Here is a 22,399-nt window from a genome sequence, read left to right as displayed (position 1 = left end):
TGCAGTCGATGACGAGCGTTAAACTAAGGGGGCGGCTTCTCCCTCCTTAGGGAACGAAGCGAAAGGCTTTAACCATTATTAGGTGTTTCCAAATAGTTGGCTGTATAACTCATGTATTGTTTTCAATTCAACGAAGCTGCCCTTGTTCAATATACGAATATTCGGCCTTTCTGATTTTAAACCGGCTGCATCACCTTTTGTGTGTTTTGCGGTTTTTAGATTCTCTAAACTGGCTAGTGGTTGGCCAGGGCTAGCGCCAAAATAATAATACGGCCCAAGTTCAAGTGTTTCATTATTGAAATAAACTAAAACTACGCAACCAGATGGTTTCTTTGCAAGCGAAATATGGATTTTATGTGTTGCCGTCTTCGACCCAATAAATGAGGCTTTGAGTTGAATGTGTCTAATAATGCCATTTGCTTCGGCAATGATATCGTAGCCAGATCTGTCGACCTCGGGTTTAGATATTTCAAGACTGAAGTCTTTGGTTTTCCATGAAAATTTCAACAACTCACCAATAAGCAAATGCTCGATTAGCTTTTCACGGTATGAAGAGTGCAGCGAGTGTTCAGTCATGTTTGGTTGCCTGCGATCGAATAGGGCCTAATGATTAAGCTAAAGATTCGGCTGCTCCGGTTCCAGCGAACGAAGAGGGCGACTTGAGAGGCCGTGTATAGCCTCTCTGCACGAGTCTCCTTAAGCTACAGGTCAATACGCTGCCCCTTCAACGCTAACTGATCGCTTTTGGCCGATAGCAGTCGCTCACGAAGGTCAGCTTCCGGCCAATAGCGGTCATCGACCGTCAACTAAAGCAGGGGCGACTCAACATGAGCGCCGGAAAAACTCTAGCTTTGGGCCTCGTCGTCAGCGCAGGCTCATACCCATCCTGGGTTAGCACCTTTGCTTTAATGTCAATGTGTTAACTGCGACAGCCGGGATAGTTGTCGCGGCTGATCTACGCGTTAAGGATTAGCCTCGGCCAAGCCTGCCTCAATGAAGCGCACCGAACTCTCCATGGCCTGCTGACCTTCTGGCAGCATGGTGGCGTAGAAGTGCCAGGCGTGGAACATCGCAGGCCATACTTCCAGGTTTACGCGAACGCGGTTATCAGCCAGGTGAGTTGCAAGGCGCATTGCATCACTCAACATCAGCTCGTTCTCGCCGATCTGCACTAGGATTGGTGGAAGACCGGTGACGTCCGCGAACACAGGTGAGGCCAGAGGGTGATTGGCCAATGTGTCGCCTAGGAATGCTCTAGCGAGGATGTCCAGGACAGGCTTGGAGTTCAGAGGATCCAGACCCTCACGGTTGCTCATGGAAGCACCGGTGTGTTCAAGGTTTGCCCATGGTGATATGGAGGAGCCAACCGCAGGCAATGGAAGCCCTTTCGATTTTGCCGCAACCATGACGCTGACAACCATCGCGCCGCCAGCCGACTCGCCAGAGAACGCAATTTTGTTAGCTGGGATTTTCTGCTCAAGCAGCCACTCAAAGGCGCGTAGTGTGTCGTCAATAGAGGCTGGGAACTTGTGCTCAGGAGCAAGGCGATAGTCCGGCATGTACACACGAGCACCGAGCATTTTCGCGTAATTGCCGCCGATGCCGTGGTAGCCGTCTGGACGACCTACAATGTAAGCGCCGCCGTGGATGTACATCACTACTGCGTCAGTTTTGATCTCGTCCGGGGTAACCAGTGTGCCGGGTACGCCACCCATGTCGACTGCTTCGAATTTAACGCCAGCTGGCGCTGGATTTTGCGCGAGCATTTTTGCGTAAGTGTCGCGGATGTCGCTCATTTTTGTGGTGGTATCGATTCCCTTCAGAACGGGTACCAGATCGCCAAGGCTGTTGGCCCAGGTTTGGACGGCTGCTTGGACTTTAGTGTTCATAATGACCTCAATTGATCGTTGGGAGTGGATTAGCTAATTGAGATACTATGCTTAGTATTGGGGAATAGGGTTCCCCATAACAGGTGCTAAGCCGCCCGAACGTTGAGACCCCTGAGGCCCCATGGAACTCCATAACCTGAACGATATCGCAGCGTTTGTAAGCTCGGTAAACGCTGGAAGCTTCACTGCGGCGGCCAAGCAACTTGGCCTTACGCGCTCTGCGGTGGGGAAGTCGATAGTCAGGCTCGAGGCTCGTTTACAGGTACGTTTACTGAATCGCACTACGCGTAGCTTGAGCATGACGGATGACGGCCAGGTTCTTTATGAGCGCTGTGTGGGCATTCTGCAGGATCTGGACGACGTAGAGGATGCCCTTGCGTTTCGTCGTTCGACACCCAGTGGACGACTACGGATGAGCCTGCCGGTAGCATTAGGTAGACTTCATGTCCTTCAGCACATTGAGTGCTGTCTTAAGGATTGGCCCTCCTTGAGCGTCGATATCACATTTTCCGACAGGCTGGTCGATCTGATCGATGAGGGATTTGATTTGGCCATGCGCATCGGGCCACCCAAGGAAGACTCTCGGTTGCTCACGCGCACAGTGGCCTATCAACAAATGATTACCTGCGCTTCACCCAAGTATCTGGCTGAGCATGACGAGCCTAAAACGCCTGAGGATTTATCCAAGCACCAGTGCCTGCATTTCGTGAGCGGTGGGAGATTGCTTCCTTGGAATTTTCGCGTGAATGGTAGCTCCGTGCCCGTTACTCATGGTGGAAGGCTACAGATGGACAGTGCTGAGTCATTGCACCAGTCAGCTGTCGCTGGCTTGGGCATCGCGACTCTTCCTTCCTATGTGGTAAATGACGATTTGAGGAGCGGCAAACTCGTTCAATTGCTCGCAGGGTATGCAGAGACCGCAGAGCCTATTCGGGTAATCTACCCTAGCAAGCGGCACCTATCTCCAAAAATTCGACTCTTCATCGATAAGCTCGTGGAGGCCTGGTCACCATGCCCGCCATGGGAGCAGCGTTCTGCGCAGGGCATTCACTCTGCCTGACCCGTGAGCGAGGCCCACCCGGCTAGTCGATGCCTAGCATATGCATCGCGTATTCATTGAGCATCGACTTCCAGGCGTGGGCATTGCACCCGTATTCCGTGCATTTACCAAAGGGGCCAGTAGCTCAGAGGCTTAGTGCGCTGGTGTTTTTCACATCCTCAATATGATTGGCGCAGATGCTCATGACTGCGCTTCGTGGGAGCTAGGCGAGTAAGAACATCCTTCAAGTAAGCGTACGGATCATGTCCGTTGAGCCGCGCCGACTGGATCAAACTCATAATCGCCGCCGCACATTTACCGCTGCGTAACGAGCCAGCGAACAGCCAGTTTGAGCGCCCAAGAGCCCATGGCCGGATTTGATTCTCGCACCAGTTATTATCTATGGGCACAGCCCGTCAGCGCTATCCAGCGTTTTAGGCTGTAATCCACGCTTTCGCGATGGCCGATCCCTCAGGCACAAGCTGTCTTTGGGCGATCATCCAGGTTTGAAGTGCGTCGATGATCGGCGCTGCTTTTTCCTGCCGTATTCGCTGTCGATCACCCAGTTCCAGCTCACGTACTTCTCGTTCAACTTCGTACAAGGCCGCGACGTAGTGCAGCGCTTTTTCGGCGATCTGGCTCTTGTTGGTCGCGTGCAAGTCGAAGAACTTCCGGCGTGCATGCGGAGCTAAAGCTACTTTGGCTATCGCTCTTTCGGGCTTTAGCCCGGCTCCACTTTACCTCCTCATGTTTGGTCTCCGTTGCTATCAGCCGGCAAGCAGTACTCGCCAGTGGATTCTCCGTGGCACGTTTTACAGATCCATCCGGATAATCAACAAGCTTAAGGCTAAGAGCGCCTCCGTCCTGCGGCTCGCGCTTAGGCGTATGTATCACTCCAGCTTCGGCGTCTGCACGCGTCTGCTCGAGCTCCTTGTGAAATGCGTTGTCCTGAACCGTGGGTTTGCTGGTGTACTGTTAGCGCTCTGGTTCAGCCTTGGCTGCATAAGTCGTTAACGCGTCAGGGTCGTGCTGCAGCCTTTCTTGGACTTGCGATTCCAGCATCGCACTGAGGGCGTCTTTATCGGGACGGGTAAGCAATTTTTTACTCCTAATTCGCAGCCAGCAACGGGCCCATTTGATGGTGAACGATGGGGCAACCAAGCCTTAGCTGCAACCGCTTAATCTGTCCCCGCATTTACTGCAGTAGAGGCATGCCCGAGGATGCTTGTAACCGTCCGGCCAGGTTTTGCCCAGCGTAAGCTCTTCGAACGGCATGCCATCAACAAAAGCATGCTCGTTTAGCAAACCTTACACTTGACGCTGCCAATCCAGATTCCGGATTAAATAGCTTTGAAAGGTTTGAAAAGCTTTTCGGGTGCTAGGTACAACCTCCCGCGCGTCCGTGAGAAGGCAACATAGAGTTTGTTTTTGGTCTGTGGGGGTAGTGCATCAAGCGAGGATTTTTCGTAGCTCTTCCAGTGAGTAGCACCTAGCACAACGCACACATCGTTATAGTGATCTAGTCCCTTACTGGCACCCCAGTTGTTAGACACGCATCCGTATTTGTAATGCTCCTGGTAGAACAGCTTTACGACGCTGGCGTCCGCGTGCACGGCGTTCGCATCCGCTTGATTGGCCAGCGGTATGATGTCGGTTTCATAGGTATGCTGTGACTGCATATCAATCTGCAGATGTGCACGAATAAAATCGCATACGGTTACACCACATCTCCAGCTTCGGCTCAATGTCTCCTTGTCGACGGTGACACCCGCCTTTTGAAAAAGCTTTTCGTACTTGCCGATGTCAGCGTGAAGAGAGCTGTTCACGTTCCCATCACGGCTGGTGTCGAAGGTATGCTGGTAGAAGTCGCCTACAAGCAGCATTTCAACCTTGGCTTTCGCCAATGCCATCAGCAGATTGAAGTCATGGCCTGCTAGGTCTTGAACCTCGTCGACATAAAATTCATCGTAAAAGCGCTCCATTCGCGCCATCACGTCAGGAATCGCCCCTGCGGTCTCAACAAGCTTTGCTAGGCGGTTGTGATATAGGTTTCCGCTTTTACTAGCGTAGAAAGCCATATCGTCGCGCTTGAGTTTTAATGTCCGGGGATGTGGGGTACGGAAACTGATCCCTCGAGTCTCCAAGTGCACCTGCAGCAACGGGCGATAGCAGAAGCTGTGGAGGAATGTGAAATAACTTAGGAGGTTAATGTTCTTGGGGACATGACCGAACCGTTTAATGATGCTATCGCGCAAGTGGCGATAGTTGTTGTCCGTGTAGGTGACAATCAGTGCGCGCTTCTCCAAGGTCAGGCGGTTCACCAGCAGGGTAGTCTTGCCTGATCCTGCCACAGCGAACATTACTCGTTTATCCATTGGATTGCCTCCACAATGTAGGCTGGAACGGTGAGTTCACCGGGCTTGCCCTTGAGCAACTCAAATGCCGCTTCTGCTTTGTTGGCTAGCATGTATTCCAAGGGTGAAAGGGTTTTTCGTCCTGGCCCGAAGACGGTCTTGCAGATTTCAACGTTGTCGTTGTGCAACCCAATTTCGAAGGTTGAACGGTCATCGTCTCTGTCGGCGAAGACTTTGGCATTGTCCGAAACGAAGTCGACGTAGTTGTCTACGCAGTTTTCCTGATAATTCTTGTCGTTGTCCCGTATGGCTGCGACTCGAATTCCAAGCAGGTTAGCGAGCTCCATGTACCTTTTGAAGCTGGTGCCGCCAATAGAGATTATGTGAACGTTATCGACATGCGGCAGACGCCCATTTGTACATTGCTTATAGAACTCCTCCACCAGGATGAATTCGGCATCACCTTCAACCAAGATCACTTTCTTCGAAAGCGCGAACTCCAAAACATTGTTGTCCGGGGCCTTCATGAAGAATTCTGCGGTCTCAGTTGATAAAGCTTTAAGCGAGCCAGCTGCTGCATTCGGGCCGATCAAAAGGGCATGTCGAAGATCAAGCCTTGAGCAAATATGGCTGCTGTGGGTTGCGATGAAAAGCTGTGTACTCTCGTTCTCCGCTAGCTTGGCGACGAGTGCTTTCATGGATGAATGGCTGAGATGGTTTTCAGGCTCCTCCAATAGCATTACATCTAAGCCTCCTTGCTTGTGCTTGCTCAGGGCAAATTCGGTCTTGATGAAGCACTGCCTTCCTTTCCCGTGGTTCTCAAGCGGAATATTGTCTTCAGTAATGATTAGGTCGGTTTCCAGATTCGACCGGACGCTGGTACGTACGTCAAACTGGTACGCGGGAAGGTCAGCGTTGAGCGCTGCCAGATGCTCTCCTGTAAACGCATGCTTACCCTTGCGATACAGGTTTTCAAGCTTATAGCGGTCTTCCACGGGGGCGTTGAAAGCGTACACGGCCCGGGTGTATTCACGAGATGCGTAGTCGCCATCGATACGTGAACCGTCTAGCATCATGTGCTTGATGGGCCGGTTGAATGCTGCGTAGGGCCTGCCGGCGAACGTTTCAAACCGCACAGCGTAATATTCGAATGGGAAGTTCGGTTGAGCGTCAGCCAAGATGGTCTGCACCGCTTCGCCATACTCGGTCATAACCGCAAGGATCATGCGCAGACCGTCAGTCTGGCGCTGGTGGGCATTGTTGGTTCCATAGAGGCTTTCATCATCACCTTCCTCTAGGAAAACGTCGACTATCAGCTCAGGTAGTTTCTCCAGGCTCTTCTCCCCCGCAAGGAAGGTGTTGACCGAATCCTTGTTGAGCAGTGCTTCTGCACCAAGAGCCTCAATGCGGGTGCGACTCCCGCCGAGCGCGAGGTCTAGAGCGAGCAAAATGCTGCTTTTTCCTGCCTCATTGTTTCCAATCAACACATTCTTCCCAGACTCGAAATCGAGCTTGAGAGATTTGAATTTTTTAAAATTCTGAATTACCACTTTCCTTATGGTGTGCATGTCTATCCCTGAGCTGAAAAATTCAAAAATGAGGGAGAACCACCTGAGTTATAGAGTCAGGTTGGTTACGGATTCATAGCTAACACTTGGCTATCTGCAACGAAACCTATCGATACGAGATGGACTCGTCTACCGGTTTTTATGTCTCTAAAGCGCCTGCGAAATTGTAATCCCCGTCGAGACGTCATCAGATGATCGCTCAAACGCCGTAGCGCTTGTTTCCGCCTGAGGTAATGCAGTACCTACCGCCGCGAGGCCCGATGCACACGTTGCCCGAGGAGCAAGGACAGGACGAGCCGTACGCAGGAATCTGTTGACGAACAGGCTGTGCCGGCTGAGTCACTGGTTTGGGCTTTGAAACAACGTAGCAGCCAGACCCACTGCATAGACTTTTGGACGAAAGCCATTTCGAAGATTGACCATAAATGCTGATGCGTGCCCATTCATTCCGGGTCTCGAAGACCTGAACCTTTTCACCTCGCTTCAGCTTTGAGATGACCTTACCGCCTGGTTGATCCCGAACATTCAGGTTATCAGCGCTCACGAACTGGTCAGTTGTGGAGGCAGGGGCCGGTGCTGACGATGAGGCCGGAGAGATCGACGCTAACGTACTTGGCGTGATCAGAGCGCCCGGTTGTGCCGGGGCTGGAGGCGTGTCTTTCTTCCCCACTGCCCATAGGACGGCAAAAAGAATGAGAAGTGGGACAAGCCATGACTGGGATTTTTTGCGCATATCCATTGCTCTCGATCAGCACTTATTACAACGGCTGTCTTCCTGACCAACAGGACGTCACAACCTGTTGAGAGCTTAGCCAAGCTTTCACTATTTGTAGCCTATGCAGCTCCGAAAGCTTCGGCTTGCCAAGACCCAGTACCCAAAACATCTGCTGCTTGCCTCAGAGCAACGAAACCATTCGGCGGCTTCTGTGTTGCAGTGTTTTGAATGGCTTACCCGCTAAGCGCGGCCATGGATCATGTCGGGACTTCTCTGACAATGTCGCCCTTGATAACGTATTGGTTTTTCACGTACTCACCTTCATCACCAGGGGCATTATCGACAGCGATCATGCCGTACGTAGCGATGATCGATAAGCCGAGCACGGTTCCGACACAGTCGAGAGCTGGCTGGCCCAGTAAAATCTGTTGAGTACAAATGGAGGGCCCTGCGGGGCCCTTCTTAATGGGGGATAGGAAATGCTTCGTTCAGCAGCGCTTGAGTTGGCAACGAGCTTCAGTCGGCAGCCGAGATAGTCGTACAGACCGGCAATGTTCCCTAGCACATCCAGGGTTTTCCACGCGGATGCTGGGCAATCATTTCTGAGATCATGTGCGATTATTTCAATACTCTAGGGCTGGGCGAATTCTTCTACCTTTGCGGGATATCGGACGCTGCAGTGCTGACCATTACAAGGCTGCCTTCATCGAGATCTTGTTGCGAGAGATCGACTCGAATCGGGGGGTCATTGCGTAACAGGTGATCTATGCCGACAGCCCAAGCAATTCAATCGGACTCACCCTTGCAGTGAACGGCGCGTGCACAACGCCTAGTACCGGCATGTTTCCCTGAAGCAAACCTACGGACACCGCCGAGCCCGCAAATCCACGCAAGAAGTCGCTAGTGCCATCGTTCGGATCAACCACCCAGCACAGGCTGTTCCCCGTCAGCACATGCCCCGTCTCCTCACCCCACCAATCACAGGGCAAAAGCTTCAAGAGCTCAGCTCGGAGCACTTCTTCAATCTCGAGATCGATACCCGCTTTATCCCCGTATCCCCGCCGACCAGCAGGCCGAACGTACTCCTGAGCTAGGAACCGCCCGGCTTGTTCAACTGTAGAGATTACTAACGGAAGGATTTGCTGCGCGTCCAGGTTTTTCAAGCTAGCTCCGAGCGCAGGGGGAGGGCACTTCTGAGTTCAGAAGGAGGCGCATCTTCGTAGCATCGGTGTGATTCCAAGACCTGATGTTAGCATCATGAAAGCTAGCCAATCCTTAGCCGCATGCCGCCAATTCCAAACACGTCCGCACCCTCTCTTTACAGTCTTACCGCTTTGGAGGAGCTGGTGGCGGAGCAGCTGGTGGAGCAGCCGGGCGCTGACTTGTTGTTTGCTTGCTTATGCCGTCATTAACGTGAATCTTGCCACCAGTTTGATTGGTCATGCTGATCACCTTTTGCTTGGAGGTGGTGGCGCCTTGGGAGGCGTAGCTGGACGCTGGGAAAATGGCTTAGACGGACTTGATTGTCCAACGCTGGGCCGGCGTGGTTGGGGCGATATGCCTCTTTCTTCGTACATGATCAACCTCTTATTTTTTTGGAGCCTTTGGCGGCGCTGGTGGTGGTGCTTTAGGGCGGATATTGGTTGGTGCCGGAGGGCTGACGTTCATGCCATCGTTGGCAGTCCGCTGCTCTAGTACATGCTGCCTAGGCTGGTTCTCGTTGCTCACTTTAGGTTACCTCCTCTAAGAATTCGATCAGGTAGACGTCGCAGTTGGCGATGAGATAGCTCTCGATCCCAGGCGTCTCTATCCACTGATTGTTTTCGTCCATCCAGCACGGCTGGGTGATCAGGAAATGACCTTCCTTGGGATCGGTCGGCCATACGGCGGGATACCCGAACAGCCGGCGACCATCGAGCAAGGTCAGCACGACGGTCATACCTTCCCGTTTACGAAATGCATATATCCACTCTGGGTACGAGGAGCGGGAGGTGAGGGTCAGCCATCTGGCGAACCTATATAGGTAGTCATGATTCGACGCGAAGGCTAAAAGCAAGCCCAGCACCACCGCCAGGCCGATACCCCAGACACCCTCTACTTGGATCGTCCATTCACCCAACGTGAAGTAGTGCTCACCAACCCAGCTCAGGCCTGCCTTGATGCCTGCGACCATCATGGTGATCAGGCCGGTGCCGATCAGTGCTTGAACGGTGCGTTCGAACTGGCCAGGTTTTTTCACATCTGCCAGCCAGTAGAAAATCATGGCGGTAAGAAAGCCCGGGATCAGCGTCTGAACCAGCGGGATTATTTCTGTGGCCAGGTCTTCCATTACGTACCTCTAAATAAGCCACCAACTGGTGGAATCCCGGAATTGCGCTCAATGACCAAGCAAGGGTATTGAAAGGTTACTCACCCAAACACGTCCATGTGTGAGGGAGTTATCTGATTGGTGATTAGAAGAAAAATTGCTGACCGGAGAGCTGAGACCAGGTGCTCCGATTCAACGATTTCAACGGCCTGAGTTGTCGCAACTGCTTAAGAGGCTTCAGTTGCTTCAACCCCTTAAGTGGCATCAGTCGAAGCATCGGCCTCGTTACCCCAAGTCTTGCACCATCGGTGAAAAAGGCGACATGGCCACTGTTGTCGCGTATGACTCCGTCAGCCATGAGGCCTAGGTGATGTCCCTGGTAGGAGTAAACGGAGCCATCATATAGGTAGGCTACGGGGCGACCGCGGATTGTGAATATGTGCTCACCATCATCGGTATACGCGATGGGGGCACCGGCTCGATCGTAGAAATTCAATGACATGAAAACTCTCCATCCGAGAGGAGGACAGGGCACCGATGTGCCCTGAGCTCTGTTAAGCGATCAAAATTAATTGGCCGCTTTAGGGCGAATTACGATGCGAAACGGCTGGCCGTTGGCGCGACGTATCACCTTGCCGTTGCGAGTGCGGATGGTCATGCGGTAGATGACCTCGCCTTCGACTTCGGGCTTGTCGAACATTTCGAGCTGAGACATGGCTTGTCTCCTATCGAGGCGGCTCGAACACAGAACTCGCTACCCTTGCGTCAGCAGCCCACAAGGGCTACCATCGCAGAGCTTTCTGAACAAAAGCGCGAGAGATATCTGGAACCAGTTCAGATATCTTTTTCCTAAAGCCGGTCAAGGTGCGAACTTGATCGGCTTTTTCGTTTCTGGCTGATTGCCTCCATCCATGCCCCTTCCGATTCACGTCAGGTGCTGTAGATAAGGGTCTACCGAATCCATGTGCAAAGCCTATCATCATCAATTTGATTAGGTCAAGCGATCGTGTGCTACGATGCGACCTCATAAAATGACCGGCCATGCTTTTGGTCGGACAGCGAGACAGGTAAGACGGTGAAAAGGCAAGACGGAGTGGATATGAGTAAATTGAGCGAATACAGCCAGGCCCAGCGTGAGCGCCTGGTTTATATCGATTTTCGCCTGTATTTCACGGGTGTGGTCTCGCGTAATGATCTGATGGATCGATTCGGTTTGGGCGCTGCGGCTGCTACTCGAGATTTTGCTCAGTATCGTGAAATTGCTCCAGGCAACACTGAACTCGACACCGTCAGCAAGCTTTACGTGATCAGGGAAACATTTTCTCCGCTGGTAGCGCATCCGCCTGAGCGAGTGCTAACTGCTCTAACTCAGGGATACGGGTACAGCCTGGATGCTGAGAAGCCGCTCATTCTCAACGAATCCGTTTCGCTGCTCAGCCAGCCTAAGGTGGAGATCCTTGCGCCGATCTCGCGCGCGATTAGCCTGAACCAGGTGGTGAAAGTCAGCTATACGTCGGCCTCGGGTGAATCTGAGCGTGAAATTGTGCCCTTTGCCATTAGCTGTGATGGCCTTCGCTGGCATGTCCGGGCTTACGATAGAAAGCGCGAAGATTTCGTGGACTTTGTTCTAGCCCGAGTCGGCGCTGCTCAGATTCAGCAGGGGCAGAAGCCCTTGGAGAAAGAGACTCTAAAGAATGATGACCAGTGGAATCGGATGCTGGATCTACCCCTAGTCCCGCACCCAGATAAAAACTGCGCTCAAATCATGATGCGGGACTACGAGATGCCTGACGGCGTGCTTAGGCTGCGGGTGCGCGCCGCGATGGCTGGGTATGTGCTGCAGCAGTACCACGTGGACTGCTCGACCGATCACAGCATTGCCGACGAGGCCTATCGGCTCTGGTTGAGCGACCCCTTGGCTCTCTATGGTGTTAAAAGCGCCAAGCTTGCGCCGGGCTATAAAAGTCCCAACTGACAGTCAGGTCGGGCCCTATCGAGATGAGTTCATCGGTAGGGAATCTGAGCGGGCGTAGAGGGGGGGCAGCGAGAGGCATCCTCCTGCCGAGGCCGCGCAAGTGCCAACCATTTATTCGCGCAGAGGCGTTCAAGCTGAGTTGATGCTTGAGCGCCTTGAAGACCCGCGTTTACCGGTTGCTGCAGTGCTTGTGCATTAGCCCCAGGGCTCGCAGCGGAAGGGATAATCACCCAGATGCAGGCTACGGCACCAGCAGCAAGAAGCAGCCTCTCCACCATTTTGATGAAGCCTTCGTGTTTTTTCGTCCTGGCATCCTTGTACATCAGCCACAACCGCCAGGCGTAATCCCTCACACTTTGCTGGTGGTGGGCGCTCGTTATCGAGAGGTACTTGAAGAACGTGGAGAACAGTTGCCTGATCACCTTGTCAGTCAATTTTTCTGGGCTCGAGTACATTCCCAGGATGATGTTATCTTCGGTCATCTTCAGCACTGCAGAGCTGTACGGCGACATAAATACTGTGACAGCCCCCGAAGGAGATTGGTTGAGCCACAGTGCAGCATCTTTTTCGAAGAGGGTTTTGGCGACGCCTTGAGGGTGTTTTTCGCTTTTTTCCAAGTTATCGAGGCCAGGCATCCGGAGACCACATGTCAACTGCAACTGGGCAAGGTATTGGCCCTCTGGCAGATGCCGGTAAGCGTCTGGAACGACGGGATGAAGGTAGGAAGATCCAAAATGGCCAGCTAGCGGTGAGTGCTCAATCTCGTCGAACACAGCCTGAATCCGCTTCACCATCGCTGGCCACATCCGCCGACGCTTCACAGATTCCAGATCATCGAGCTTGATACGCTCAGCATACTTCTCAAAAGCTTTCATGCCGCCTCTGGGAAATAATTGGTCGAAGTGGTGACGGGTAGGATCCTCGGTCACATGCGAAGCCATCTCTTCCACTCTCATGGGCTGGTTTCACTGACTACTCGACTTCGGTGGGGTAGGGGTCGTAATGGCGATGAACGTATTCGCCAGATTTTAACCAAACGATCCGTCCGATCGCGTCACGGTTTGAAATTTGGGCTACGTACGTGACTCGCTCAATCGCGCCGCTTTCAGCTGCTTTTTTAACCCTTCGAATGATGCGATTTCGAACGTCGTTGGCTCCTTCCTCGGTATCTTCAATCCCTGTGAATCGCTTGCACCAAACGGTGTCGACCTGTGAAAGTTTGAGCCACCCTCCTTCCTCGAGGCTGGCGTCGAAGTCGTTCCTTTGGGTCGTCGAAGCATTTTTGATGTCCAGGGAAATCATTGCTCTGATCACTGCGAAGTCCTTGAAGTGGTGGTTTGGGTTAAGCATTGCTCTGTTTGCGAGAGTAATGGCTTAAGGCTATTTTCCAACGTCGAAGCCGTCTAAGTCCAGCCTTACGAGCTCTTCAAGGAATTCAGGCGGCGATGTGGTTTCTGACTCAAGCGGCAAGCGGAGCGCGCAGGCGTGAGGATGGAAGCCCGCAGGGCCGAGACGTAGACTCGGTTCACAACAGCCGCTCCCGAAGGGCACGAAACAACCACAATTTACGTGGAGAGACAGATGGGTAAGACAGACGATGACGACACAGTCTATTGCAACGTTCAAATGCCCTTGGCTCAAGGCCGGGATCTGCTGCAGCTTGTGAGCACACTGAGAGAGTCAAATGCCCACCGGGCTCTCAACAGAGTCTTTGAGCGCATGCAGGATGAGCTCAGCACATCAATTGATATCATTGAAAACCCACCGACATGGGGCCCGTGGTGCCAGTAAGTCGAACTTCGTAGGACACCTTTATTTTGTAGTTCTGAAAGGATGCTAAAGGGCCGTCAAAGCCGCGCCCTGCATCGGTATCTTTGATAAGCAGTACAATCCATTCGTCATACATCGCACTGGTAGCGATTTTCGCCCAAGCGAGGTGAAACAACTCATAATTCTCGCCGATAAATGTGGAGTCATACACGACGACAAGCATCCCTTTGGAGGCATGCAACAGCTTCACTAGAGAGAGAATGGCCAAGACAATCGACTGCTCGATCACCCTGGTGTCGGGTTGACGTTCCCACAGCACAGCGAATTTCTGAATGCACACAGCATCAAGTGGCATGCAGTCAGCACCGAACAACTGCTGTGTAGAAAAAATCATGTACGCGCCCTCACGATCATCATTGTGAGAATGCTCATCCTCGGTATAAAGCAGTCGGGAATAGATCATGATACGCATCCTTGGCCAAGCTACGGTTATGACAGCCGATGTGGAGTAGGGCCAGCGCTGTCATGGGGCATGACACTTCGGGCTAACATATCAAACGTCAGGCTTCCGATAATGTAGGGGGATGTAATAAGGCGAGGTAGGACATTTGGAATGCCCCATCATGTCTGCGAAATTTGGTATTTCGACCGGACAGTGAGGAATACCCTGGGGCTGACCACTGTGCTCTGGTGAAAAGCGAAACCACATATCTTCATCGATGAATCCATCATCCGAGAAATCATCGAGAGCCAGAAGTTCATATTGCTCAATATCCAAGGTATAGGATTCCAGAACCTTTTTCGCATCTTGCCAAAAGAGGTAGACGGAGCGTCCTGAGTAGACCTCGCTAACGCTCGCAAAATCTACTGCCAGCAGGATACGACCCATGCCGATGACGTTTGTCCACAGAGTCTCAATCTCTCGGAAGGTGGTGCTCGACACCTCACTGTCCAGAAAGAGATAGAGCTGGTCTTCGTGTACGGCGATCAGCTTCACAGCCGACATCGCGCCTAGGATGTAGGCGCGCTCCAAGGCTGCGGTTACATACGGATTTAACGTGTCACCATACATAACTGCAAAGCTCTGCTTGGCTGCCCGTGGCATGATTTCAAGGTTTGGGGTTTTCCACTGCAAGCAGCTAAACACCACATGATTGGGCGCGTCATGTGGCTCTACAGGATCGCTTTCAGGGTGAAAAATGTCTGAAAAGGACATATGGGCTTCTCTCCTGAGTGGTAACAGTCAATGAAGACAACAGGAGAGGTTTGGTCAAGGTGAGGTGACTAGTAGTAGGCAATTTTCCGACGAAGAATCAGTATGTTAACAGTATACTCATTAACTCTGGCCGGCTTTCCGAAGCGAGTTATTGCCGTTAAGGGGCAATGTTTGACAACCCTAATGCCCCAGCAGATCTTCGTGCCTCTACTGACTCGCAGCCTCCCTGAAGCGATTGGTCGACTGATACGTGTGACGCAGATGATGATCGACCCCAAGACCCAAAATTTCCAACAGAGATTGCAAGCGTCCGCCTGAGCAACGTTGGATGACTTAGGCGGCATTCGCTGCGACAGGATTTGATTATCTCACCGGCACGCCTTCTGCCGCAGGTGATATGACCGGCAACTGATACCAGAGAAACGATGGAGGTTTTGTAGGTATTGATCTGGGCGGCGTCCACAGATCAATTGGATGATAACTAGATGCATTAACCTAGATTTAGAAACTTTCTATTCGGGCAGGTAGGCGCGTCTCAAGCCGTCAGGCGAGTCAATCAGCAAGTCTTCCCAATGCTCCGTTTCGTACTGAGCTATCGGAAAAATCTCCTTTTCGTTAGCCGGTTACAGTCAATGAGTATACTTTTAACATACTGATATTCCGTCGGAAAATTGCCTACCACTAGTCATCTCACCTTGACTAAACCCCTCCTGTTGTATTCATTACTGATACCACTCAAGAGAGAAGCCGATATGATCTTTTCACATTTGCTGAATCAAGAATGTGATCTCGTAGAAATTGAAGGTGCTATCTATCGGGTAGTAATTTGCTGCTTGCGTTTGAAAAGTCCAAACCTTAAGGCGATGTCACAGGGAACCAAGCAGCGCTTCGCCGTAAGGTGTACTCAAACTCTAGAGAACAGCTTCATCATGAAAAACTTGGAGCGAGGACTCATTGAGGAAGAGATGTCCCCAATTAAGCTGATTACCGCTCACAAAGTCACACCCTATTTTTTATTGGAGAGAAACTTAGCCAGCAGTGGTGTCCCTGCCTGCCGAAAACCTTTTAAACTAGCTCATAAGTGAGGATCGCAATTAGCGATTAGCAGTCACTTTTGTGAGCGTGAATGAGGTTTATTTAGGTGTCCGTATAGATCGGTATCTAGGGATGAACGAGATCTAATGATCTAAGGATCAGATAATTTGAATTTCCGACTAATGGTGGCTAATGAAGTGATGACGGTGGCTTGTCGTTATGCTCTGTGTGGCGCCCTTACATTACGGGTTCCGCCGCGAACAGCTGAATATCCCTTCGGCAAGGTGCGTACAATCTGTGTCGAACTTATTGAGTCCTGGGTTTCGTACAACATAAGTTTTCTAGTTTCAATTTATGATTTGCAGGCAAGTGCTGAACAGAGCGCCATAATATCTGCGTGATATATTTTGTCAAATCTTTGGGTGATGATTTGCTAGAAAGTACGCCACCGATTCCTAGGGGTAATAGGGAATGATAAAACTGAGATCAATAAAATTTTTCGGTATGCCAAATCTTGGAAGCGAATTGCTAGATCAAATTCGCGATCAGCCGCATCAGATAAAAATGTTCACAACGTTAGAGTTGTGTGCTCATTTATTTGATGCCTTTTTAAGCGTGACTGATGAGGTTTCAAAATCTGCACAGGTGATAAGACTATCGAAAACAACACTCATGCAGTTTAGAGGGTTTTTACTTGTCGAAACCGATGCGAATGTAAACTATACAGAGGTCATATTTAGAGTCGCAAAGCCGTGGCTTAAAGGTATAGGATTCGATGAGGCTACGGTGATTGAGGTGAGTTTAATTGGTTCTGCTGATGAAAGCATAAGAGTATATTTGGCCGGTAGGAGAAGCCAGCAGGCGCTGGACTATTATGAAGGATGGACGGCGGTTTCTAGCGACGGCCATGAGATGCTTATAGATTTAGAATTGGCTAGGAAACAGTATGGAGCAAAGTATGCTGATGATTTTTCAAATAAGATATTTAGGTATCTAAGAAAATTCAAAAAAAGCACAGCCTTGTACAAGCTGTCAAATATAAAGTTTATTTCTGATTATATGTTTCATTTTCTTCCTGCTCAAGAGGCTCTTGATCTTCTTCTTGATAGTGGAGAGGTGAACGCTTTCTTTGATCACATTAAGGAAGTCGAGGAGCTTCGCGTAAGGAGTCTAGGAAACAATCTTCCCGCATTTAAAAAAAGATGGGCGCAAATCGTGCTGGTTGTTTATGAGTTTTTTGTTACGTACAAAGTGTTTGCCGCTCCAGCATATGATTTGTCTAAAGTTATTTTTGTGAGCGGGCCAGAGCTTGCGCAGCCAACTAAGCAGCAACTTGTGGCGATGATTACACTAATGCCTTTACACATCAGCAGCGATAAAGTTGCTGCTCAAGTCTGTCGCGATATAACAGAAGATACATTAAATATCGCTAATGTCTGCGAGCAGGTGAGGCAGCAAACCCTTGCGTTAGTTAATAGCAGGAAAAAAGCCGCAAATTCATATCGGGATAATTTGAAAACAGGTTTCGAGAGTAAAGATGATGAAAGGTTCGCGCGATACTGTTACAACTGGGAAATATACAATTATTCTAGGTTAGGCAAGCGCAATAAATATACGCTCTATGAGCAGGAATCAGATTTGGCGTCGAAGCTGGGCCTTCTGACAGGAACGACTTTGATTCCACTGCTGTATTTACTTGTATACCAGCATCCCCAAATTACACCAAGTTGGCTAATAAAGTTTGAGATGACGGGTAGTAACGGTCAAGAATACGGCGTTCGAGACGATGGATCATTTGTCGTGAGCGAAAAATCTCGAATGGGATTTTTAAACGCCCAACAAGTCATTAACCTAAACCCGAAAAGCAAATCACTATTTAGAGATATTCAAGAGTTGACTAAGCAGGCAAGAGCATACCTTAAATCGATAGGTGATGATAGCTGGCGTTACCTATTACTTGGTAGACATAGAGGGTTCTCTTACCCTGGTCGAATTAACAAACTTGATAAGTTCAGCGAAAATATGCATGTCACCTGCCCATTGACGATCGCATTAAAGAAGTTTTGTGAAAGCGATACAAGAGTGGTGCTCAGTCGAATTGGATTGCGCCCTTTTAGAGTAAATGTAGCAGTTATGCGTTTTTTTGAAAGTGGAGATGCCTACGCCATGGCTGAGGATCTTGGACATACAGGGGCGGGTGAAGATGATTTGAAAGAGTATTTGCCTTTGGAAATTAGGCAATATTTTTCAAGTCGGCGGACTCGTTTTTTTGATAATGCGTTGATTTTTGAGTCCATGCAAGACAGTGTATATCTAGTTAATGCCTTGGACTTTAATACACTTGAGGAGCTTGATGCGTTTTTGAAACACTATCGTTTGAAGCCGATGCCGGACAGTGTAAGTTTGCGCGCATTTATACAGGAATACTATTCTGAAAGTGCGCCGGCAAATTCGTCACGGGCCGTAATTCCGGTCTCGCCGGCACTTTGCACCACGCTTATAACTCTAGCTGACGTGTTTGAAGAGTGTCAGGCTCGTGGAGAGACTATTAAAGATGCCGCGCTACACTGGTTCCATGCTGCAAGTTTGATGAGGGCAGTGGTGAACTTGCATGACTCTGGTCAGATCGCCATATGTTCTAATGACGTTGTTGTCTACATTTACGAGCAGCTAAGCACCTACCCGAGCTCGCAACGAAGTTGCGACAATTGGTTGTGCAGAGTCGAAGTGATTCTGTTTGTTAGCTGTTTGTGTGGGGGTTGTGCCAACCGGGAACAAGACGAAACCAGCCAACCCCCACGCACGGCAACCCTGGAATACTGTCAAGTGAGGATGCGGAGCTGTGGCGTAATTTGTACAAAATGAATTGCTTTGAGAAGCGCCTTTTTCTTGTCCAGAAAAGCAAAGAGGGCTGGACGGGGGAGATTGAAATCGATAAGCCGAAGTGGATGGGTGGTGATACGACCGCGAGGCGCACTGTGTGGCTCTGTAAGTTTTCAAAGGCTAGATCGTGTTTTGGTAGAGTGATAAATTTTAATATCTTTCTTTCCGATGGGAGTTTGCTTACAGATGCAAAAAACGATCATTTATTGTGGGTGATAAAGCTTTTTATAATTTTGCAGGTGCACCCAAAGTTTCTGAAAAGATTAGATGTGGGTGGTATTACTCAAAGTGATTACATTGCTAAGGCTCTTTTGTTCGTGGACTGGGTGTTAATACATGATAATGTTTTTGATGTGGTAAATAATGGGTTTGCTTTGCTGAGTGCAGATAGCATAAATCTTTATTTGGTTAAGTGTACCTCGCCTCCGGTTACGGAAAATCTTTACCGTCTTTCAAAACATCTTTCTGACTGGCTTAAACCAAAAATCCTGACGGTTACTGCGGAAGATATATCGACCGCAGAGTTAAAATGGCCTGGGCTATCGGAGTTACCAGATCCGGAGGAGCGAGAACTCGATTTGACTGACGCGGAGATTGTCAAGGCGAGGGTGTTCATACTTAAGACAAACATGTATGTGTCACATAATGGAGGCGTTAGATTTAATTCAAAAATCTTTATATCTGAAGAATACAGGAACACTTTGTTGGGCATTACCATGAATTTTAAAATACCGAGTGAACTTACATGGGGGTGTGTAAGAAGTAGGGAGTATGCGATGATTCCGGTAAGAAATCCGTCCCGTCCAGGTCTTACTAGTCAAGTGATCCGTGATCATATCCGCGTTATTAAATATTTAACCATCGTGGATTCATATATAAAAACTGGTATTGACTCGGAAGAGATTGCTGGACTTTCTGCGGGGGCTGTACGACCCCACATACAAGAAAAAAGTAACGATAGATATCGCTTGCTGCCTTATGAGATTGTTTTTTATGCCATAAAAAAAAGCTATGAATTTCAAGAGTGTCATACTGCACGTGTACTTGAAGCCGTTGAAGAAGTGCTAATTGTATTCGCTATGGAACACAGTGTTGGCTTTCAGCAGAGCTGTAATATTAGCGGGTATTTTGCGAATGACAACCCAGGCTTTAATGGATTTGAACTGTGGACATTGGCACCTAGTGGCGTGCGTAGTGTCACTACCGGATTGTTATTTAAAGAAATGCGAAAATGCAAAGCTCTATATCAGACTTACTGCGGCCTGATGGGGTGTTGCCTAATTTTGATTGGGCTCTTCGCGGCTAGACGTCAAGAAGAGTTATTAAATTTATCAACAGAGTGTTTATACCCGCTAATTGATCCTTATAGTGATGTTGGTGATAGCGAAATGTACTCAATAGACTTCAGTGCTGGCAAAACAGGAAATCCCAACGGTAAACATGAGTTGAGAGTTCCAGTGCCAAAGATGATCGCGAAAATTATATGGAAGTTGCGAAGCTTTCATCTTAAGTGTCAATTATTAGGTCTGATAGGCTCAAGCTGTTCGTTATTTTTAGCCGTTTCGCCTTGGGGGAGTAAAGTTTACGAGTTGTCGCCATATATGTATAATAGTTATCTAGATAGGGCATGTGATCTTATCGAAACTCCAACTATCGCTGGGTCTGATGGAGTATCGCTGCGATTTTATATCCGGCAGCATCAGTTACGAGGTTTTTTTGCTACCGCCTTTTTCTGGAGTGCGGGTTTTTACGGACTTGACTCGTTGCGTGCAGTTTTGGGACACGCTAACTTTAAGCATTTGGTGAGATACATAACTAAAGTTACTCCGGGTTCAATGTTGCGGGTCGTCAAAGCTGAGAAAATCTGCACGTCACTCCTCAATGGTTTTACTGATATCGAGAATCTTGATGCTCTAAAAGATGTGTTGATGACAAGGCTAGGAGTGGCAGATATTTTTATTGATACCGCGTCTGATGTTTATGAAAATTACAGTTACCAGGTTGAAAGAGGACTGATTTCGGTAAATGTGAGTTGTTTTTCGTCTGCATGCAGCCCCGTTCTATTCGATCAGGTGCTAGGTCTTCTTAAAGATAAAGTAATTGACCTTGCTCCAGAAGTATTGACCTCTACTACTACAGAGGGAAATGATCAAGTCAGTATGCATCTAGTGTTAAAGTTTACGAGGTGACTTAGTATGAAGGACAAACTGCGTGGGTCTGTCTTGAATGTACAAAAACTTCTTATACAGGCTATAGCCAATCCAGAACATTGGATTGGAGATTCAAAGTTTGTCGCCTCAATTTCCAGCCAAGGTACACTCGCATCATATGCTGATACGAGTCGCGGGATTTTGGGTATGTCTCTAAATACATTTATAAAGCATTCGAATACTTTGGCAGGCGGATTCAAAGGTGTTGACGGATTACGCAGTGAATTAAAGATTCTCCTTGCCAAGAAAGCGCCCATCCGCGCACATAAGGAAAGCAGGCGGTGTCTTACCACCGATAAACAGGAGTTGAGTAGGCTTCTAAAATTGCAGGATATAGCACTTCATGAGCAAGTACTTGTTATTCAACGTCTCATGGATCTGGCTTGGAAGTTAGCCGTTGCTGACTTACCAAATCGCATCACTTATTATGAAAAGGAAATAAAATTCATTCATGCCGTATTGTATTATCATGGGCGGATGTCCCATGAATAAATTACAATTGCACCGTCCGCTAGATCATTTTGCTGTGCTACCAGTTTTATTGCAGATGGACGGCGAACTGATTTTTAGATCAGTAGGTGGCCTGCCATGCTTTTACTACCCAGATGGAAAATTTTGCTTTCAGGTAACCGCTTATCTCCAATGGTTATGTATCAAGAAAAACCTATCCCTGAAAAATAACGGCGGGACGTTGCGACAATATGCTTTTCATTTGAGTCATTTGGTTAGGTTTTTATATGTAAACCAAATGTCCTGTATTGATTTGACTGATTCAATATTTGAGCTTTTCATTAGAGGGCTGGAGGTTAAAGTTAACGGTTTGCGTCTAAGGGGGAATCCGAAAGTAAGAGAAATTGGTTCGCGGAGTTTGGATTTTATTTTTTTTACCTGCAAGGCACTTGGGTACCCGAATTTTGTTTCTGCTATCGGAATTGTGCAAGGTGTCAAGATAACTCCAGAGCAGCGCAGGCAATTTCGTGAGCAATATCATAAATTGGAGTGGTATCACTTTTGCTTTCCTTCCGGTAGCTCCGATAATGTCCGTTTCCCTATTGGTGAAGCGGATGTCTCTCACAGCTTCGATAATGAGCAGTCCAACACTCTGAAGCGGGAATAACGGTGGCAACAGTACTTCGTTTTCATTGTGCTCTATGGCATTGCTAAAATCTGGAAATAAAAAATTTATATAAATTAACATTTTCAAAACTCAATAATCTAAAAAACTGCAATCTGTTGAAATTTACAGTTTCAGAACAAAACAAAGTCTAAAGACCATTCATTCAACTACGTGCTAAGGGCCTATTAAAGTGATCAACCATTGAAGAAGAATACAGTTCGAAGTCAAACCAGAAAAATCAACTGAAGAACAAATCACAGATTCACCACTCCAGCCTCAACAAAAACACTACCCATCAGTCAGCATGTCTCATTTACACA

At 49.0% G+C, this 22,399-nt stretch carries 20 protein-coding genes and 1 pseudogene; 7 read left to right on the top strand and 14 right to left on the bottom strand.

Annotated elements, in window-relative coordinates; translation table 11 throughout:
* Positions 1-78: 78 nt before the first annotated feature.
* Together RGV06_RS02550 and RGV06_RS02545 are read right to left on the bottom strand one after the other, a co-directional pair.
* Positions 79-576 carry a hypothetical protein gene (locus RGV06_RS02550; protein WP_322149286.1) on the bottom strand — a complete coding sequence of 166 codons (498 nt, stop codon included), beginning with the start codon at positions 574-576 and terminating at the stop codon, positions 79-81.
* A 386-nt stretch (positions 577-962) separates the two neighbouring features.
* Positions 963-1,889: an alpha/beta hydrolase gene (locus RGV06_RS02545; protein WP_322149285.1), complete on the bottom strand. Its 927-nt coding sequence runs from the start codon at positions 1,887-1,889 to the stop codon at positions 963-965.
* A 121-nt stretch (positions 1,890-2,010) separates the two neighbouring features.
* Between RGV06_RS02545 and RGV06_RS02540 the strand changes: the two genes are divergently transcribed.
* Positions 2,011-2,949, top strand: a complete 939-nt coding sequence (locus RGV06_RS02540; RefSeq protein ID WP_322149284.1) for a LysR family transcriptional regulator — start codon at positions 2,011-2,013, stop codon at positions 2,947-2,949.
* Between the two features lie 158 nt (positions 2,950-3,107).
* On the opposite strand, the pseudogene RGV06_RS02535 reads toward RGV06_RS02540, so the two are convergent.
* The 8 genes and pseudogenes from RGV06_RS02535 to RGV06_RS02505 all read right to left on the bottom strand — a co-directional run.
* Positions 3,108-3,614 (bottom strand): annotated as a pseudogene (locus RGV06_RS02535) (IS66 family transposase); the annotation flags it as partial.
* 654 nt (positions 3,615-4,268) lie between these two features.
* Positions 4,269-5,303 carry an AAA family ATPase gene (locus RGV06_RS02530; protein ID WP_322149282.1) on the bottom strand — a complete coding sequence of 345 codons (1,035 nt, stop codon included), beginning with the start codon at positions 5,301-5,303 and terminating at the stop codon, positions 4,269-4,271.
* On the bottom strand, positions 5,288-6,850 hold the full coding sequence (locus RGV06_RS02525) for an ATP-dependent nuclease (protein ID WP_322149281.1): 1,563 nt from the start codon (positions 6,848-6,850) through the stop codon (positions 5,288-5,290). The genes RGV06_RS02530 and RGV06_RS02525 overlap by 16 nt, the downstream gene beginning before the upstream one ends.
* A gap of 199 nt (positions 6,851-7,049) precedes the next feature.
* Entirely contained in the window at positions 7,050-7,583 is a 534-nt protein-coding gene (locus tag RGV06_RS02520; protein WP_322151814.1) for an SH3 domain-containing protein, read from the bottom strand.
* 746 nt (positions 7,584-8,329) lie between these two features.
* A complete protein-coding gene (locus tag RGV06_RS25725) occupies positions 8,330-8,728 on the bottom strand; it encodes an inositol monophosphatase family protein (RefSeq protein ID WP_323566597.1) in 399 nt (132 codons plus the stop codon).
* A gap of 566 nt (positions 8,729-9,294) precedes the next feature.
* Positions 9,295-9,894: a DUF6338 family protein gene (locus tag RGV06_RS02510; RefSeq protein WP_322149280.1), complete on the bottom strand. Its 600-nt coding sequence runs from the start codon at positions 9,892-9,894 to the stop codon at positions 9,295-9,297.
* Between the two features lie 124 nt (positions 9,895-10,018).
* Positions 10,019-10,375 (bottom strand): 4-fold beta flower protein, encoded by a 357-nt coding sequence (locus RGV06_RS25720; protein ID WP_416194543.1) that lies wholly within the window; start codon positions 10,373-10,375, stop codon positions 10,019-10,021.
* A gap of 66 nt (positions 10,376-10,441) precedes the next feature.
* Positions 10,442-10,588 (bottom strand): hypothetical protein, encoded by a 147-nt coding sequence (locus RGV06_RS02505; RefSeq protein WP_322149279.1) that lies wholly within the window; start codon positions 10,586-10,588, stop codon positions 10,442-10,444.
* Positions 10,589-10,972: 384 nt separating this feature from the next.
* On the opposite strand from RGV06_RS02505, the gene RGV06_RS02500 reads away from it, so the two are divergent.
* Positions 10,973-11,848: a helix-turn-helix transcriptional regulator gene (locus tag RGV06_RS02500; RefSeq protein WP_322149278.1), complete on the top strand. Its 876-nt coding sequence runs from the start codon at positions 10,973-10,975 to the stop codon at positions 11,846-11,848.
* 29 nt (positions 11,849-11,877) lie between these two features.
* On the opposite strand, the gene RGV06_RS02495 is transcribed toward RGV06_RS02500, so the two are convergent.
* A complete protein-coding gene (locus RGV06_RS02495; protein ID WP_322149277.1) occupies positions 11,878-12,804 on the bottom strand; it encodes a hypothetical protein in 927 nt (308 codons plus the stop codon).
* Between the two features lie 16 nt (positions 12,805-12,820).
* A complete protein-coding gene (locus RGV06_RS02490) occupies positions 12,821-13,150 on the bottom strand; it encodes a hypothetical protein (RefSeq protein ID WP_322149276.1) in 330 nt (109 codons plus the stop codon).
* A gap of 279 nt (positions 13,151-13,429) precedes the next feature.
* Between RGV06_RS02490 and RGV06_RS02485 the strand changes: the two genes are divergently transcribed.
* Positions 13,430-13,639, top strand: coding sequence for a hypothetical protein (locus RGV06_RS02485; RefSeq protein WP_322149275.1), 210 nt, complete (start codon positions 13,430-13,432; stop codon positions 13,637-13,639).
* Here the strand turns inward: RGV06_RS02485 and RGV06_RS02480 are convergent.
* On the bottom strand, positions 13,599-14,081 hold the full coding sequence (locus RGV06_RS02480) for a hypothetical protein (RefSeq protein WP_322149274.1): 483 nt from the start codon (positions 14,079-14,081) through the stop codon (positions 13,599-13,601). The genes RGV06_RS02485 and RGV06_RS02480 overlap by 41 nt on opposite strands.
* 90 nt (positions 14,082-14,171) lie before the next feature.
* Complete coding sequence (locus RGV06_RS02475) at positions 14,172-14,834, bottom strand: hypothetical protein (RefSeq protein WP_322149273.1); 663 nt, start codon at positions 14,832-14,834, stop codon at positions 14,172-14,174.
* Between the two features lie 1,506 nt (positions 14,835-16,340).
* On the opposite strand from RGV06_RS02475, the gene RGV06_RS02470 reads away from it, so the two are divergent.
* Genes RGV06_RS02470 through RGV06_RS02455 form a run of 4 tightly spaced genes read left to right on the top strand, consistent with a single transcriptional unit; the run spans position 16,341 to position 22,079 of the window.
* Entirely contained in the window at positions 16,341-18,734 is a 2,394-nt protein-coding gene (locus RGV06_RS02470) for a hypothetical protein (RefSeq protein WP_322149272.1), read from the top strand.
* Complete coding sequence (locus RGV06_RS02465) at positions 18,722-20,941, top strand: hypothetical protein (protein WP_322149271.1); 2,220 nt, start codon at positions 18,722-18,724, stop codon at positions 20,939-20,941. Before RGV06_RS02470 ends, RGV06_RS02465 begins: the two co-directional genes overlap by 13 nt.
* Positions 20,942-20,947: 6 nt before the next feature.
* Positions 20,948-21,454, top strand: a complete 507-nt coding sequence (locus RGV06_RS02460) for a hypothetical protein (RefSeq protein ID WP_322149270.1) — start codon at positions 20,948-20,950, stop codon at positions 21,452-21,454.
* Positions 21,447-22,079, top strand: a complete 633-nt coding sequence (locus RGV06_RS02455; RefSeq protein ID WP_322149269.1) for a hypothetical protein — start codon at positions 21,447-21,449, stop codon at positions 22,077-22,079. The genes RGV06_RS02460 and RGV06_RS02455 overlap by 8 nt, the downstream gene beginning before the upstream one ends.
* Positions 22,080-22,399 lie beyond the last annotated feature (320 nt).

It is taken from the genome of Pseudomonas sp. CCI3.1, assembly GCF_034313985.1.
In the GTDB taxonomy this organism is placed as follows: domain Bacteria; phylum Pseudomonadota; class Gammaproteobacteria; order Pseudomonadales; family Pseudomonadaceae; genus Aquipseudomonas; species Aquipseudomonas psychrophila.
This window is presented reverse-complemented; position numbering and strand designations above follow the sequence as displayed.